This is a genomic window from Sorangium sp. So ce321 (assembly GCF_051530195.1).
GTDB lineage: Bacteria > Myxococcota_A > Polyangia > Polyangiales > Polyangiaceae > Sorangium.
Map to the genome: position 1 here is coordinate 12416179 of NZ_CP150329.1, position 14687 is coordinate 12430865.

General features: G+C 70.7%; 12 protein-coding genes. 7 read left to right on the top strand and 5 right to left on the bottom strand.

What is annotated here, in order from left to right; genetic code table 11:
* The first annotated feature begins 32 nt into the window (after positions 1-32).
* The 3 genes from WME89_RS46085 to WME89_RS46095 all read left to right on the top strand — a co-directional run bounded on the left by WME89_RS46085 (position 33) and on the right by WME89_RS46095 (position 6770).
* On the top strand, positions 33-5459 hold the full coding sequence (locus tag WME89_RS46085) for an AAA family ATPase (RefSeq protein WP_438005899.1): 5427 nt from the start codon (positions 33-35) through the stop codon (positions 5457-5459).
* The gene (locus WME89_RS46090) at positions 5456-5839 is read left to right on the top strand and encodes a response regulator (protein WP_438005900.1); all 384 of its coding nucleotides are present in this window, start codon (positions 5456-5458) and stop codon (positions 5837-5839) included. Before WME89_RS46085 ends, WME89_RS46090 begins: the two co-directional genes overlap by 4 nt.
* Before the next feature lie 154 nt (positions 5840-5993).
* Positions 5994-6770 carry an Hsp20/alpha crystallin family protein gene (locus WME89_RS46095; protein WP_438005901.1) on the top strand — a complete coding sequence of 259 codons (777 nt, stop codon included), beginning with the start codon at positions 5994-5996 and terminating at the stop codon, positions 6768-6770.
* A gap of 139 nt (positions 6771-6909) precedes the next feature.
* Here WME89_RS46095 and WME89_RS46100 read toward each other — a convergent pair whose 3' ends face one another.
* Positions 6910-7227 carry a DUF1330 domain-containing protein gene (locus WME89_RS46100; RefSeq protein WP_438005902.1) on the bottom strand — a complete coding sequence of 106 codons (318 nt, stop codon included), beginning with the start codon at positions 7225-7227 and terminating at the stop codon, positions 6910-6912.
* Positions 7217-7948 (bottom strand): SDR family NAD(P)-dependent oxidoreductase, encoded by a 732-nt coding sequence (locus WME89_RS46105; RefSeq protein WP_438005903.1) that lies wholly within the window; start codon positions 7946-7948, stop codon positions 7217-7219. Before WME89_RS46105 ends, WME89_RS46100 begins: the two co-directional genes overlap by 11 nt.
* A 92-nt stretch (positions 7949-8040) precedes the next feature.
* On the opposite strand from WME89_RS46105, the gene WME89_RS46110 reads away from it, so the two are divergent.
* Positions 8041-8997 (top strand): LysR family transcriptional regulator, encoded by a 957-nt coding sequence (locus WME89_RS46110; protein ID WP_438005904.1) that lies wholly within the window; start codon positions 8041-8043, stop codon positions 8995-8997.
* Positions 8998-9128: 131 nt separating this feature from the next.
* Here WME89_RS46110 and WME89_RS46115 read toward each other — a convergent pair whose 3' ends face one another.
* Together WME89_RS46115 and WME89_RS46120 are read right to left on the bottom strand one after the other, a co-directional pair.
* Entirely contained in the window at positions 9129-10115 is a 987-nt protein-coding gene (locus tag WME89_RS46115) for a DsbA family protein (protein WP_438005905.1), read from the bottom strand.
* A 69-nt stretch (positions 10116-10184) separates the two neighbouring features.
* Positions 10185-10946 (bottom strand): hypothetical protein, encoded by a 762-nt coding sequence (locus WME89_RS46120; RefSeq protein WP_438005906.1) that lies wholly within the window; start codon positions 10944-10946, stop codon positions 10185-10187.
* Between the two features lie 290 nt (positions 10947-11236).
* On the opposite strand from WME89_RS46120, the gene WME89_RS46125 reads away from it, so the two are divergent.
* The 3 genes from WME89_RS46125 to WME89_RS46135 are packed head-to-tail and all read left to right on the top strand — an operon-like array spanning position 11237 to position 14071.
* A complete protein-coding gene (locus WME89_RS46125) occupies positions 11237-12244 on the top strand; it encodes a MopE-related protein (RefSeq protein ID WP_438005907.1) in 1008 nt (335 codons plus the stop codon).
* 7 nt (positions 12245-12251) lie between these two features.
* Positions 12252-13112 (top strand): DUF692 domain-containing protein, encoded by an 861-nt coding sequence (locus tag WME89_RS46130; protein WP_438005908.1) that lies wholly within the window; start codon positions 12252-12254, stop codon positions 13110-13112.
* A complete protein-coding gene (locus WME89_RS46135; protein ID WP_438005909.1) occupies positions 13109-14071 on the top strand; it encodes an HvfC/BufC N-terminal domain-containing protein in 963 nt (320 codons plus the stop codon). The genes WME89_RS46130 and WME89_RS46135 overlap by 4 nt, the downstream gene beginning before the upstream one ends.
* A gap of 151 nt (positions 14072-14222) precedes the next feature.
* Here WME89_RS46135 and WME89_RS46140 read toward each other — a convergent pair whose 3' ends face one another.
* Positions 14223-14687 (bottom strand): methyltransferase family protein, encoded by a 465-nt coding sequence (locus WME89_RS46140; RefSeq protein WP_438005910.1) that lies wholly within the window; start codon positions 14685-14687, stop codon positions 14223-14225.

Sequence of the window (14687 nt, forward strand, 5' to 3'; positions counted from 1 at the left end):
GAGAGCGGGGCAGCGAGCGGGAAGACGGCCCGATGAGCCCCTCTCCGATGCAGCCAGGCGCGCTCGAGATCAAGGGGTATCACGTCACCGCGAAGATCGGTGAGGGCGCGGGGTCCGCCACGTACCGAGCCAACCGGGACGTCGACGGGATCGAGGTGGCGGTCAAGGTGCTGTACGCCGATTACACGCGGATAGGCGACATCATGCGCTTCAAGCACGCCTACCGCGTCATCCAGGGCATCGACTCGGCGAGGATCGTCAAGGTGCACGCCGTCGAGGAGCACGCACATGGCCTGATACTCTTCACCGAGTATTTCCCGGGCGCCCCGCTGTCCGCGGTGACGGCAGGCGAGCTCGACGTCTGCGCGCTGCTCGACACCGTGATCCCCGTCGCCGAAGCCCTGGCCGACATCCACCGGCACGGCGTCGTCCACGGCGACGTGAGGCCTCCGAACATCCTGCACGGAGGGGGAGGACAGGTGAAGCTCACGGGCTTCGGCGTGGACTCCCTCGTGACGCGCGAGAAAGAGGAGATCTACTCCCACCGCGTCCTCTCGGAGGTGCTCCCGTACACATCGCCCGAGCAGACCGGCCGCATGAACCGCAGCGTGGACTACCGCACGGACATGTACTCGCTGGGGGTCGTGCTCTTCGAGATGCTCGCCGGGCGGAGGCCGTTCGAGGCGATGGACCCGCTCGAGCTGATGCACGCCCACATCGCCGTGGAGCCCGTCCCGCCCTCGGAGATCAACCCGGAGGCGCCCGGCGCGCTCTCTGACATCGCGCTGAAGCTCCTCGGCAAGAACGCTGAAGACCGCTACCAGTGCGCCGAGGGGCTGAAGGCCGATCTGGAAGAGGTCCGGTCGCGCTGGCGATGCGGCGGCCGGATCCGGGCGTTCAGCCCTGGTCAGTACGACAGGAGAGACCTCTTCCGGCTTCACCAGAAGCTCTACGGTCGCGAAGGGGACATTCGAGTGCTCATCGATTCGTTCGACGACGTGCTCCGGGGGAAGCGCACGATCGTCCTCGTCTCGGGCTATTCGGGCATCGGCAAGTCGTCGCTCGTGCAGGAGATCCTGAAGCCGCTGGCGCGCGAGAAGGGCTACTACATCAGCGGGAAGTACGATCAGTACAACCGCGACACGCCCTACAGCGCCGTCGTCCACGCGTTCGACGGGCTCATCAAGCAGCTCCTCTCCGAGAGCGAGGAGAGGATCACGACGTGGCGGGGCGCCGTCCTGGACGCGCTGGGGAGCAACGGGCAGGTCATCTGCGATGTCCTCCCGTCCTTGAAGCACATCATCGGCGAGCAGCCGCCCGTCCCCGCGCTCGGCCCGGTCGAGGCCCAGAATCGCTTCATCCTCTACTTCCAGAACTTCGTATCCGTATTTGCCCGGCACGCCCACCCGCTGGCCATGTTCATCGACGACCTGCAATGGGTCGACTCGGCCAGCCTCAGCCTGATCACGAGCATCCTCGCGAAGGAGAACGTGGAATCGCTCTTCTTCTGCGGCGCGTATCGCGACAACGAGGTGAGCCCGACCCATCCCTTCCTCGTCGCGCTGGAGGAGCTCGCGAGGAGCGGCCTCGTGGCGCGGAGCATCGTCCTCGAGCCCCTCGGGCTGGCCCACCTGATCGAGCTCGTCAACGACAGCCTCCAGATCAGCGACGGAGACGCGCTCGCTCGCGCGGTCCTGAAGAAGACCGGAGGCAATCCGTTCTTCGTGAAGCAGTTCATGAGGCACCTCTATGACGCGAGGGTGCTGGTCTTCGATCCAGCGACGGGCTGGGGCTGGGACCTGCCGCAGATCGAGCGGCTGGAGTGCACCGACAACGTCCTGAGCCTGATGGCGGAGACCATCCGGCGCCTGCCGCAGGCGACGCAGCGGGTGCTCCGGCTGGCCTCGGCGATCGGCAACACGTTCGAGCTGGACGTCCTGAACACCGTCAGCGAGCGCCCCCCGGACGAGACGTACGGAAGCCTCGACCACGCCCTCGGCGAGGGCTTGATCGTGAGCGCGAACGAGCAGTATCGCTTCGCGCACGACAAGATCCAGGAGGCCGCGTACTCGCTGATCCCGGGGCGGGACAGACCGGCGTTCCACTACCGGATCGGGAGGCTCCTGCTCGACAAGCTGCGCTCCGACAGGGGGCAACACCTGTTCGACATCGTCAATCACCTGAACAGCGCGGGCGATCTGATCCAGGCCCCGGAGGAGCGCATGGAGTCGGCCAGGCTCAACCTCCAGGCCGCCGGGCGAGCCGAGGAGTCGGCGGCCTTCACGGCGGCCCTGAAGTACCTGGAACATGGCATGTCCATGCTGCCTGAAGACGCGTGGACCTCCCACTATGATCTGACGTTCGTCTATCACATGAAGAAGGGGCTCATGGAGTCGCTCTGCGGGCGGCACGACGACGCGCTGTCGACCCTCGCGTGCAGCTTCGATAAAGCGACGGGGCGCCTCCACAAGACAGAGGTGCGGCGTCTGAAGATGAAGGTGGAGATCCTGAAGAACGATCTGCCCGCCGCCATGGAAGAGGGGCTCGCCGCGCTCCGAGCGTACGGCATCCACCTGCCGCCCTACCCGGACGACGGCGCGCTCGCCGCCGAGTTCGATCGAACGATCGCGATGATCGGCGACCGCCCCATCGCGTCTCTCGTCGATCTGCCCGCGCTGAACGATCCCGAAATCGCCGCCCTGCAGGACGTCCTTCAGGAGATGTTCTCGCCGAACTACCAGCTGGGCACGAACAATTTCGGCATCACGGTGATGAAGGTGCTCCAGAACTCGCTGAGACATGGAATCTCGAAGAGCTCGACGTATGCCTACGTGAATTTCGGGACGTTCCTCTGCGCCGGGCTCGACATCGAGAAGGGCCACGAGTTCGGGCGAGCGGCGGTCCGCCTGAACGAGCGCTACCCGGACGCGAAGTCCGAATCCATGCTGTGCAACATGTGGGGAGGGTGGGTCCAGCACTGGATGGATACGTACGAGAGCTCGAAGGCGACCCTGCGCAAGGGCATCCACGCCGGCATCGAGACAGGGCAGTACATCTGGGCCTTCTACAACGCGTGCAACGTGAGCATGAACGGCCTGCTCCGCGGGGCGCACCTCCACGACGTCATCGAGGAGGCGAGGCTGTACGTGCCGCTCTGCAAGCTCGACAAGTTCAACACGATCACGTGGATGGTCGGGGCCGTCGCGCAGCTCTGCGAGCACCTCGGCGCGACGGGCGGGGGCGACTGGACGTGCGGGGCATGGGTCGACATCGACGCGGTCACCGAGGAGGCCCGCCGCATCGACAACCGGGCGTCCCTCTACTTCTTGAACATCTTCAAGGTCATCGCCGGCGTCTTCCAGGGCTCGTACGAGGAGGTGGCGGAGCTCTGGGGCTCGACCGACCCGGGCAGCCTTGGAATGCTCGCTGCCTACCTCGCGAGCCCTTGCTATTACTTCTACGGCGGGCTGGCCTTCTCGCGGGCCGCGGGGACCGCCGCCCCTGCGCTCAGGGAGGTGTACCTCGCGAGGCTCAGGGAGTGCGCGCGCAAGGTGGAGTCCTCGGCGGCTCTTGGCCCGGCGAGCCACCGTCACCGCGACTTGATCCTGAAGGCCGAGCTCGCCCGGAGCGAGCAGCGCGAAGGCGCGGGCGCCCTCTACGACCAGGGGATCACGGCGGCGCGAGAGGGTCAGTTCCTGCACGACGCGGCGCTGGCCAACGAGCTCTGCGCTCGCCATTACCTCGACCAGGACAGGACCTTCGTCGCGTGTGCCTACATGACCGAGGCGCACAGGCTCTACGGGCGCTGGGGCGCCGCGCGGCCGATGCAGCGCCTCGAGAGGGACTTCCCGCACGCGCTCCGGCCGGAGGTGATGCGCAGGCAGGCCGCGCCAGGGCCCGCCCCCGCATTCGATGCCCCGCACGCCCCGCACGCGGAGCTCGACGTCATCACCGTACTCAAGGCCTCGCAGGCGGTCTCGGGCGAGCTGATCCTCGACCGGCTGCTCGAGACGCTGCTGACGATCATGGTCGAGCACGCGGGCGCCGAGCGAGGCCTGCTGATCCGCCCCTGCGGCGCCGAGCACGAGGTCGAGGCCGAGGTCGTCACCCGGCGCGGCCGGGTCGAGGTCACCCTCCGGCAGGCGCCCGTCACCCCGGCCGATCTCCCCATCGCCGTCCTCCACTACGTGATCCGCACGCGGGAGAGCGTGATCCTCGACGACGCCGCCGCGCCCAACCAGTTCTCGGAGGACGCCTACGTGCGCGAGCGGCGCCCCCGCTCCGTGCTCTGCCTCGCCCTGGTGAAGCAGGGCACGCTGGTGGGCGTGCTCTATCTCGAGAACAACCTGACCCCGCGCGCCTTCATCGCTGATCGGATCGCGATGCTGGAGCTCCTGGCCTCCCAGTCCGCCAACTCGCTGGAGAACGCTCGCCTCTATACCCAGCTCCAGCGAGAGAACAGCGAACGCAAGCGCGCGGAGCTGGCGCTGCGCGAGAGGGAAGCGCGGATCCGGCGCCTGGTGGACGCCAACATCATCGGGATCGCCTTCTGGGACCTCGACGGCAGGATCATCGACGCGAACGACGCGTTTCTGTCCATTGTCGGCTATGGCCGGAAGGAGCTCGTCTCGGAGAAGATCTACTGGACAGCGGCCACGCCGCCGGAGTTTCACGACGTGACCCAGCGGTCGCTCGACGAGATCGATTCGACGGGTCAGTTCCGGCCGTACGAGAAGGAGTTCTTCCGGAAGGACGGCAGCCGCGTCCCGGTGCTGCTCGGCGGCGCGCGGTTCGAGGGATCAGACAACCAGGGGGTGGCGTTCGTCCTCGATGTGAGCGAGCGCAAGCAGGCGGAGGAGCGCCAGAGGCTCCTGCTGAACGAGCTGAACCATCGGGTGAAGAACACGCTGGCGATCGTGCAGGCGATCGCCATGCAGACGCTCCGCATGGCGGACTCGCCCAGAGCGTTCACGGAGGCCTTCCTGGCCCGGCTCCTGGCCCTGTCCCAGACCCACAACCTGCTGAACCAGACCTCCTGGCAGGGCGCGAGCCTCCACGACATCGTGCGCGCCGAGCTGGCGCCGCACGCCGACTGCCACGCCGAGCGCGTCCACGTGGCCGGCGAGGACGTGCGCCTCCGCCCGGAGGTGGCGGTGACGCTCGGCATGGCCTTTCACGAGCTGGCGACCAACGCGGCCAAGTACGGGGCGCTGTCGCAGCCGTCCGGCCGCGTCGCGGTCACATGGAACGTGAGCGCACAGACGCCCGAGCCGCTGGTCAGCCTGGAATGGCAGGAGACGAACGGACCGCCTGTCCGGCCGCCGCGCCGCAAGGGCTTCGGCTCGCGCCTGATCGAGCGGGACCTGCAGCGCCAGCTCGCCAGGGAGGTGCGCCTGGAGTTCCTGCCCGAGGGCGTGCGCTGCGTGATGCACCTGTCGCTCGAGCGGTTGACCGTATGATGGCGCCGGATCCAGAGAGCACGCGCGAGCTGCTGGAGGGCCTGCGCGTCCTGATCGTCGAGGACGAGCCCATGCTCGCCTCGTCCCTGGAAGATGCCTTGACCGACCTCGGCTGCGTGGTGATCGGCCCGGCGTTGAACATGACGGACGCGATCCGCCTGGCCCGCGAGGCGGAGATGGATGGGGCGAGCCTGGACGTCAACATCGCCGGCGAGAAGGTCTATGCGGTGGCGGACATCTTGATGGCGCGAGGCATCCCTTTCGTCTTCATGACCGGGTACGGCAAGGCAGGGCTGCGCGAGTCCGACCTCAGCCGTCCGGTGCTGCAGAAGCCGTGCAACCTCAATCGCTTCCTGGAGATCGTCAGGGGCTGGCGATAGCCGGCTCCCGGGCGCAGCGGTGCGCTGTCGGCGCGGCGCGGCGCGGCGCGGCGCGGCGCGGCGTCGCGCGCTTCAGCCGCCGTGTCTGGCGCGCGCGGGCGACGCGGCATCGCGCTTGCAACAACGTCTGGTGACTGGTTGAAAGGAGGTTCCCATGGCGGAACAGCAGCGTCAGCAGACGGGTCAGGATGTGTCCGTTGGCAGGTCGCAGCAGGGCAAGCCCAGCAGCCAGGCGATGGGTCAGCCCTCCTCTCAGGAGGCCGGCGCGCAGCCCACCGGAATGCAGCGCCAGCAAGGAGGCGGTCAGCTCGGGCGGTACGGCGCGGCGGGCGGCTTCGTCAGCCCGTTCACGATGATGCGCCGGATGATGGAGGACATGGATCGCATGTTCGACGACCTCGGCTTCGGGGGGATGCTGTCGCCGTTCAGACAGCCCCGCTCGACGGCCGAGCAGGGCGGCGGGCGAGGCCTCTCGTCCTCCGGCGGCAACCTCTGGTCGCCGCACATCGAGGTGGGCGAGCGCGGCGGTCAGCTCGTCGTGAAGGCCGACCTCCCCGGCGTGACGAAGGACGATATCCGGGTGCAGCTCCACGACGACGCCCTGATCATCGAGGGCGAGCGCCGGCAGGAGCAGCAGGAGCAGCGCGAGGGCGTGAGCTACACCGAGCGCAGCTACGGCTCGTTCATGCGCTCGATCCCGCTGCCCCAGGGCGTGCAGGCCGACGACGTGGACGCGAGGTTCGAGAACGGCGTCCTCGAGGTCTGCCTCAAGCTGCCGCAGCAACAGCGGCGCGGCCGCTCGGTCGAGATCAAGAGCGGCGGCGGGTCCGCGGCGCAGATGGCGAGCGGACAGGGAGCGAGCGCGGGCAGCGGCCAGACGGCCGTGAGCGGCGGCCAGACGGTGGCCGACAAGGGGAAGCAGCCTAGCTGACTGGCATCGTTCGCCGGGGAGCGGCGGTGCGCGGGGCACGGCGGACGACCTGTGAGGGATGCTCTCCCTCCCGCGACGGGAGGCCGGCGGTGCCTGGAGAGCGCTGCGCGCTCTCAGGCACCGTGGCGAACGGGACGGCTCATGCCACCGCCGCTTCGAGCTCGCCGAGGACGATCGTCGCCGCGACCGCCGGCTCGAAGAGCTCGGCGCGCGCCGCGCGGTACTCCGGATCGGCGAAGAACCGCTCCCGCGTCGCGCGATCGGGGAACACGATCGTGAAGACGCGGTTGATGCGCGCATCCCCCTTCAGCACGCGCGCCACGACGAAATCGTGGCCGAACGAGCCACCGTAGGTCGAGAGGATCGGCGTCATGCGGGCGCGGTAACCGTCGTAGGCCGCCTCGTCCGTCACCTGGAGCCCCATCAGGAGCACGTGCTCTCGGCCCTCAGCGCCCATGGGAGTAGCCTCCGTCCACGTCGAGCGTCGTGCCGGTCACGAAGCCGGCCCTGGCCAGGAACAGCGCTGCGTCCGTCGTGTCCCGCACCTCGCCGATCCGCCCGAGCGGGTGGATCGACGCCATCGACTCCGCGCTCTCGCCGATGAGCGGCGTACGGATGATGCCGGGCGCCAGCGTGTTCACGCGGATATCGTGGCGGGCCAGCTCGGCCGCGAGCGAGACGGTGAGCGCGTGGACGCCGCCCTTGCTGGCCATGGCGGCCGAGACTGGCATCGCCGTCATGGCCTGCTGCACGAGCACCGTGCCCACGTTGATGATCGAGCCCCCGCCGCCCTCGATCATCAGGGGCACCGCGGCCTGCGTCATCAGGAACGTCCCTTTCACGTTGGTGGCGAAGAACCGGTCCAGATCCTCCTCCGTGCTCTCGAGAAACGGCTTCACGCCGAAGATCCCGGCGTTGTTGATCAGCACATCGACGCCGCCGAAGTGCTCCCGCGCGGCGGCGACGACCGCCAGCGCCGTGGCCCGATCGCCCACGTGGCCCGGCACGGCGACGACGCGCGCGCCGCCGTCGAGGCTCCGCCGCGCCCGGTCGAGCTTCTCCGGATCGCGTCCGTTCAGGACCAGGCTCGAGCCCTCGGCCAGGAAGCGCCTCGCGAGATCGAGGCCGATACCGCTGCTGGCGCCGGTGATGATGACGCGATCGATTCGGTTGGACATGGAGTGTCGCTCCTCTCTTCTGGTCGACAGCCTGAGGCCACTCCCCGGAACAAGAAAGTGGTATGTTTCGATGGACTCCATAACCTCCAGTTATGGACCCTGCGCGCGCCGCCATGACCTACGATCAGCTCGTCGCCTTCCTCGCCGTCGCGGGCGAGGGCTCGTTCAGCGCTGCGTCCGCGCGGCTGCACAAATCACAGCCGGCGGTGAGCAAGCTGGTGCGCAACCTGGAGGGTGAGCTCGGGGTCGAGCTGTTCGATCGCCGGGAGTACCGCGCCACGCTCACCGATGCCGGCCGCCTGTTCCACGAGCGCGCGGCGGCGGTCATCGAGAGCACCGAGGCGCTGCGGAGCTTCGGCATGCGGCTCTCGGGCAAGGTGGAGCCGATCGTGCGGCTCGCCGTCGACGCGGTGACGCCGCTCGGGCCGATCATGGACATCTTCCGCGGGGTGCAGGCGCGTTATCCGCTGGTCCGCATCGAGCTCGGCACCGAGCGGCTGGCGGGCGCCGCCGACGCGCTGAGCGAGCGCCGCGCCGATCTCGCCGTCGCCACGCGGCTCGGGATCGACGCGTCCGAGGTGGAGATGGCGCCCTTCTGCGACGTGCGCGTGCTCCCGGTGGCGCGCTTCGATCACCCGGTGGCCACCTGCGGCACGCCGATCCCGCCGGCGCTGCTGCGGGCGCACGCGCAGATCATCCTGCGCGACAGCGCGACGGGGAGCGCCTCGCCGTCGCTGAACGTGCTGGAGGGCGGCCTCCGCTGGAGCGTCACCGACGTCGCGGCGAAGAGGGAGGTCATCCTCGCGGGCATGGGCTGGGGCGGGCTGCCCGAGCACGTGGCCGCCGATGCGCTCGCGGCGGGCGAGCTGGTGAGCTTGCAGGTGCCCGAGTTCGACGCCCATGTCATGGAGCTGTTCGCGATGCGTCGCCGTGACCGACCGCACGGCGTGGTCGCGCAGGCGCTCTGGGAAGCGCTGCGGCGCGGCGGCCGCGACGCCGGGGCCCCCGCGCCGGCCGGGAAGGCCCGGCGCCGACGGCGGAGGGGCTGAGGCGCGTGCGCGCGCCGCCTCGTCGGCAAACGCCCGCCACCGGCGCGCGAGCGGCGGAGGGGGAGCCGGTGCGCGTTCGCTTTCTGCCCCCAGCTCCGTCCAGCACCCCGAACGAGGGGCCCGGCAGGGCTCTACTCCGCGCCGGCCCGCGCGCCGGCGCCGGGCGCCGCCCCCCCGCTCGCCTTGAAGATCGCGAGCTCGGTCTCGATCCACCGATCGAGCTCCCCCTGCAGGCTGAACAGCGCCAGATCGAACTCCCGTCCATTGACGACGATGAACGGCGTCCCGTTGAGCCCGGCGCGGTCGGCCTCGGCCTTGTCGCGCGCGATCACCTTCGCGGCGGCCTCGCTGGCCATGTCGGCGCGGAACCGGGCCATGTCGAGGCCGATCCTCTGCGCATAGCCGAGCAGATCCTTCTCCTCGAGCCGCGCCTGGTTCTCGAACAGGAGGCGCTCCATCTGCCAGTAGCGGCCCTGGTTGTGCGCCGCGACGGCGGCGCGCGCCGCGGGCTCGGCGTGGGCGTGCGACCGCAGCGGGTAGACCTTGTGGACCAGCCGGACGTCCGGCGCGTGGCGCTCGAAGATCTCGTCGAGGAGCGGGACCGCGCGCCCGCAGGAGGGACACTCGAAGTCCGACCACACGACGATCTGGACCGGCGCGCGCTCCGGCCCGCGAGAGGGCGAGTCGGCGAGGTCGATCTTCTTCACGTTCGGACCGAACCTCACGCCGTACGCGGCCTGCGCCTCGGCGCCGCTCGCGCCGCCGCGGATCTTGTCGGCGACGAGCTGCGCGGCGGGCACGCAGGCCGCGCACGGCCGCGACTCGCGGACACACTGCGCGAGCGACACCGCCTGATCGGAGCAGGGCGCGTAGAGCTGCGAGACGAGCTGCCACCAGGTGTGGCGCTCACGGCGGACGAGCTCGGCCGTGTCGACGCCGGGCAGCTCCTCGGGCTCGCCGCCGGGGGCGTCGAGCGGCGCGGCGCCGGGCGGCCCGGGGAGCGGGACCGAGGGCGAATCCGCGAACTGGGGATCCTGCCGGTCGGCGCCGCCGCACGCGGCGAGCGCGGCGAGCGCGGCGAGCGCGAGCCGTCGTACACCTGATTTCGGAATGAACACGCGCGGATGCTACACCCCCGCCGCCGCCGGGCCAGGCCGAAGCGGAGGGCGAGGCGCGGGGCGGTCCGCTCAGAAGGCGCCGCCGAGGCCGAAGGTGGCGCCGCCCGGCGCGAGGCCGACCTGGGGCGCGAGCCGCAGGCGCGGGGAGCGGACGCGGATGTAGTCGTAGCTCTCGGCCGTCCCGCGCTCCTCGTACTCGAAGGCGGCGATGTCGACGATGTTGGCCGCGAACAGGCCGAGGGCGCCGCCGACGAGGAAGCCGCCGAGCGCCTCCCACCCGTCGCCGGAGCTGCCAATGGCCACCCCGATCATGCTGCCGCCGAACGCGCCGCCGGCGTTGAGGCCGAGGCTGATGAAGCCCTTGCCGACGTTCCCGTTGGCCCAGTGCGTGACCGGGCCGCCGAGCGCGAAGCCGCCGATGCCCACCATGATGAGCGCCCCGGACTCGGAACCGGCGCCCACGGGCAAGATGACGAGGCTCCCTAGCGCCACGAGGAGGTGCTGCCAGCCGTACCACACGGTCTTCGTCGCGGGCTGCTCGCCGCGCCCGGCGGTCGCCTCGGGCCGCCACGGGACCGGGCTCCACGTCCACCCGGGAGGAGGCGGCGGATACCCGGGCGGCGGCGCGTCCCACGCGCCGGCCGGCGGGGCGGCCGGCGGCGGCGGGGTCGCCGGGGTCGAGGCTGCGGGAGGAGCCTCGGCAGGCCGAGGCGCCGGCGACGCCTGCGCCTCGGGACCGGGCGGCGGCGGCATGGCGATCGCCTGCCCCGCCGCGAGCGTCGCTGCCGCGGCGCAGCCCATCCCGAGCACATCACGAAGCCTGCGCGTCATCCGTCGCCCCTCTCCCTCTCCCCTGGTACCCGTCTCGTTGCTTCTTGCTTCCCTGCGCTCGGCCTCTTCACCCGGATCCGGCCCGGCCATCCGCGCCCGGACGGCGGCAGAACGCTCCGCCGGATCGGCCGTCGGTCGTAACATCGCTCGATCTTGTCGACAACTCATCCACGCATGTACGTGCGACAACTTGCCGCATGTTCCACGCGCGGCAGCCATGGATAGAGTCCTGCGCCGAGCAACTGGCGGGCGCGCGTTCGGCGCGGCCTCTCGCAGACAGGACGATGAGCATGAAAAAATCCCCGGAATCAACGCTGTTCGCGCTGGCGCTGGCCAGCTTCGCCGCCTTCGCTCCGGCCTGCGGCGACGACGACAACAGCTCGCCCCCCTGCGCGGAGCCGCCCGCCGGAGACGGCGGCTCCGGCGCGGAGTCGCCCGCCGGGGACGGCGGCTCCGGCGCGGAGTCCTCCGGAGACGGCGGCTCCGGCACGGCGGGCGCGGGCGGCCAGCCCGTGGGCGACGAGGACCGCGACAGCGACAGGGACGGCGTCACCGCGCGCGCAGGCGACTGCGACGACTTCAACAACACCATTTACCCCGGCGCCGAGGAGAGGAACCTCGACTCCATCGACTCGGACTGCGACGGGGCCGACGCGCCGCCCAAGACGCTGGTGTGGAGCGGCGAGCCGGGCCCCGATCTGGTCGACGCTGTCGCGCTCATGGACGCGGACGGCGACGGCCAGATCTCCTTCGACGAGTTCTCGGCGGCGTGCGCCGAGTCCGCCATGCTCATGGGCGACGCGCGCCCCGGCGTGGTCCAGGTCCACGCGTCCTGCGCCGGCACGAACAGCTGCCGCGGCATGGTCTACCAGACATGGAACGAGATCTACGACCACTCCTGCCGCGCCGTGAACGGCTGCGCGGGCTGGAGCTGCGTGGAGACCGCCGAGGACCAGGATCGCGACGGACCGGCGTCGTTCGCGGCCGCGGGGTGCAATCACTGCCACTCCGGCCCGGAGGGCACGTTCACCGTGCAGGTGCCGCCCGGCGAGGACGTGAGCGAGTTCGTCGCCGACTTCTGGGACCGCCGCTCCGACCTGTACCTGCAGTCCGTGATCGCGTTCGGGATCGACGGGGTCGCCTCCGAGGGCACCGCCTACTCGAACATGCCCGGCGCCTATCACCTCCTCTCGCGCGCCGAGATGGACGGGCTCATCGCGCACCTGCGCACCCTGACGCCGGAGGGCGAGAGCTTCGAGCAGGTGCCGCCAGCCGATCCGATCGACCCGGGCAACTAGCCGGCCCATGAGCGCGCCGCGAGCTCCCGCCGACGATCGGACGCCAGCCGAGCGCGCGGTCGCGCGAGACGCGCTCGGCCTCGGGCTGCGTCCGCCGCACCATGACGAGATCGAGCGGCTCCGGCCCCGGCTCGGCTTCTTCGAGATCATCGCCGAGAACTACCTCGGCGCGTCGAAGCTCCCCCGGGAGCGGCTCCGGCGCGTCGCCGAGCGCTATCCGATCGTCGCCCACGGCGTCTCCCTGAACCTGCTTGGCGAAGGCGCCCTCGACCGAGATTACCTGTCCCGGCTGAAGGACCTGATCCAGGAGCTCCGCATTCCATACTTCACGGATCACCTCTGCTGGACGGCGTTCGAGGGCGTGACGCACCACGACCTCTTGCCGGCGCCCCATGATCCTGAGCTGATCCCCTACGCCGCCGGCCGGGCGTTCGAGGTCCAGGAGGCCCTCGGCGTCCCCTTCGGGATCGAGAACCTGTCTTCCTACGTCGCCTGGGAGCGCGACACGCTGCCGGAGTGGGAGTTCTACCGCCGCGTGGTGGAAGAGTCCGGGTGCTGGTACATGCTGGACCTCAACAACGTGTTCGTCTCCAGCGAGAACCACGGGTTCGATCCGCGCGAGTACCTCGACAGCGTGCCATGGAACCGGGTCTTGCAGGTCCACCTGGCCGGCCACCAGAGGCTGCCGTCGGGCCTGCGGCACGACACGCACGATCGTCCTGTGTGCGACGAGGTGTGGTCTCTCTACGAGGAGGCGTGGCGCCGGGGCGGCCCTTTCCCGACGCTCCTCGAGTGGGACGCGGAGATCCCGCCCCTGTCCGTGGCGCTCTCGGAGCTCGACAAGGCGCGGCGGGTGCGGTCTCCGTGAGCCCGGGCGGCGGGGGTCCTCCGCGCTGGCTGCGAGAGCTCCAGCGCGACTTCACCGCCGTCCTCCGCGCGCCGCTCGACTCGGGCACGGGGGTCTTCCGGGAGCGGCAGGAGCGGTATCCGGCGCGGCTCGTGGCGGAGCTGAGGAGCGGCCCCGGGGGCCCCGCTCCGGCGGAGCGGCTCGCGCTCTACCACCGCCAGTACTGGATGCGGCTGTTCACCGCCCTGCAGACGAGCTTCCCGCGCGTGTCGCGGGCCATGGGCTACTGGCACTTCAACCACCTCGCCGCGCTCCACCTCGCCGCGCGCCCGCCCCGTCATTTCGACCTCGACGAGGTGGCCCGCGGGTTCGCCGCGCGCCTCGATCGCGCGCTGCAGCGCCTCGACGAGGCGAGCCGCGGTCGCCGACCGGAGCGCCCGGCGCGCGAACACGAAGAAGACGAGTGGTCCCGGCGGGTCGAGCTCTCCCGGGCCCCGCGCGACATGGTCCGCCAGGCGCTCCACATGGACGAAGCGGAGCGGCACGCCTTCGGGTCGCCGTTCGAGGGGCTCTGGCGACCGACGCCGGAGGAGCTCACCGGGCTCGCCGAGGGCCGGCTGCGCTTCGCGGTTTCCTGCACGCTGACCTACGAGGACTGGGATCTCGCCCGCTTCTCGCGCCTCGCGGGGGGCGACCTGGACGAGGGCGCACCGGAGGCGATACGTCGCCACCCATCGACGCGAACCTGGGTCTTCGCCCGGAGCGCGGCCGGCACGACCACGACCTCCGTGGATCCGCTGTTCGCCCGCCTGCTCGAGCGCTGCCGGGAGCTGACGTTCGGGCAAGCCCTCGCCGCCGTCGAGGCGGGCTGTACGGCGGCGGAGGCAGCGCGGCTGCGCGCGAACTTGCAGGGCTGGATCGCGCTCGCCCTCTCGAGCGGCTGGTGGACGGGCCTCGCCAGAGCGGAGCCGCGTGCGTAGGAGAGCTCGATGGACGCGCCGAGTCCGCGGAGGGGCCCTGGGGACAGCCTGTCGGCCCAGGGGCGTTTTGCCTCCTCCCTGTGCTCGGATCGGGCGCGGCGTCCACGCGCGCACGGCGAGGGCGTCCGGGCGACTCCGGCGACGCGGGCCGTCAGACCCAGCGCCGCGTCGACCGCGCGTAGGTCTCGTAGGCAGCGCCGAACCGGGCGCGGAGCCGCCGCTCTTCGAACGCGATGTACCAGCGGTCGACGAGGGCGACGAAGGCGCCCGCGAGCAGGAACGCCGCGGCGGCGCCGCTCAGCGTCGCCACGCCGACGGCGGCGAGGCCCATCCCGAGGTACATCGGGTTCCTGGACCACCGGAACAGCCCGTCGGTCACGAGCCGCGTGGGCTCGGCGAAGGTGTTGATCTCCGTCGCGGCCCGCGCGAACTGCAGGCGGGCCGCGATCGCCACGGTGACCCCGATCGCGAGGAGCAGGAGGCCGATCGGGCGGTACGGCTCCGGGAGCACCGACGGGCGCGGCAAGAGGGCGTGCGCGAGCCCCATGGCCGCGGCCACGAGGAGAAAGAGAACCGGCGGGAGCAGATTGCGCGGGGAGGCGTCGGAGGTGATCAT

Excerpts from the sequence above, each read along its gene's own strand:
- WME89_RS46105 (WP_438005903.1), bottom strand. The coding sequence starts at position 7,948 with ATGTCCAACCGAATCGATCGCGTCATCATCACCGGCGCCAGCAGCGGT.
- WME89_RS46125 (WP_438005907.1), top strand. The coding sequence starts at position 11,237 with ATGAAAAAATCCCCGGAATCAACGCTGTTCGCGCTGGCGCTGGCCAGC.
- WME89_RS46130 (WP_438005908.1), top strand. The coding sequence starts at position 12,252 with ATGAGCGCGCCGCGAGCTCCCGCCGACGATCGGACGCCAGCCGAGCGC.
- WME89_RS46110 (WP_438005904.1), top strand. The coding sequence starts at position 8,041 with ATGGACCCTGCGCGCGCCGCCATGACCTACGATCAGCTCGTCGCCTTC.
- WME89_RS46090 (WP_438005900.1), top strand. The coding sequence starts at position 5,456 with ATGATGGCGCCGGATCCAGAGAGCACGCGCGAGCTGCTGGAGGGCCTG.
- WME89_RS46140 (WP_438005910.1), bottom strand. The coding sequence starts at position 14,687 with ATGATCACCTCCGACGCCTCCCCGCGCAATCTGCTCCCGCCGGTTCTC.
- WME89_RS46100 (WP_438005902.1), bottom strand. The coding sequence starts at position 7,227 with ATGGGCGCTGAGGGCCGAGAGCACGTGCTCCTGATGGGGCTCCAGGTG.
- WME89_RS46095 (WP_438005901.1), top strand. The coding sequence starts at position 5,994 with ATGGCGGAACAGCAGCGTCAGCAGACGGGTCAGGATGTGTCCGTTGGC.
- WME89_RS46085 (WP_438005899.1), top strand. The coding sequence starts at position 33 with ATGAGCCCCTCTCCGATGCAGCCAGGCGCGCTCGAGATCAAGGGGTAT.
- WME89_RS46120 (WP_438005906.1), bottom strand. The coding sequence starts at position 10,946 with ATGACGCGCAGGCTTCGTGATGTGCTCGGGATGGGCTGCGCCGCGGCA.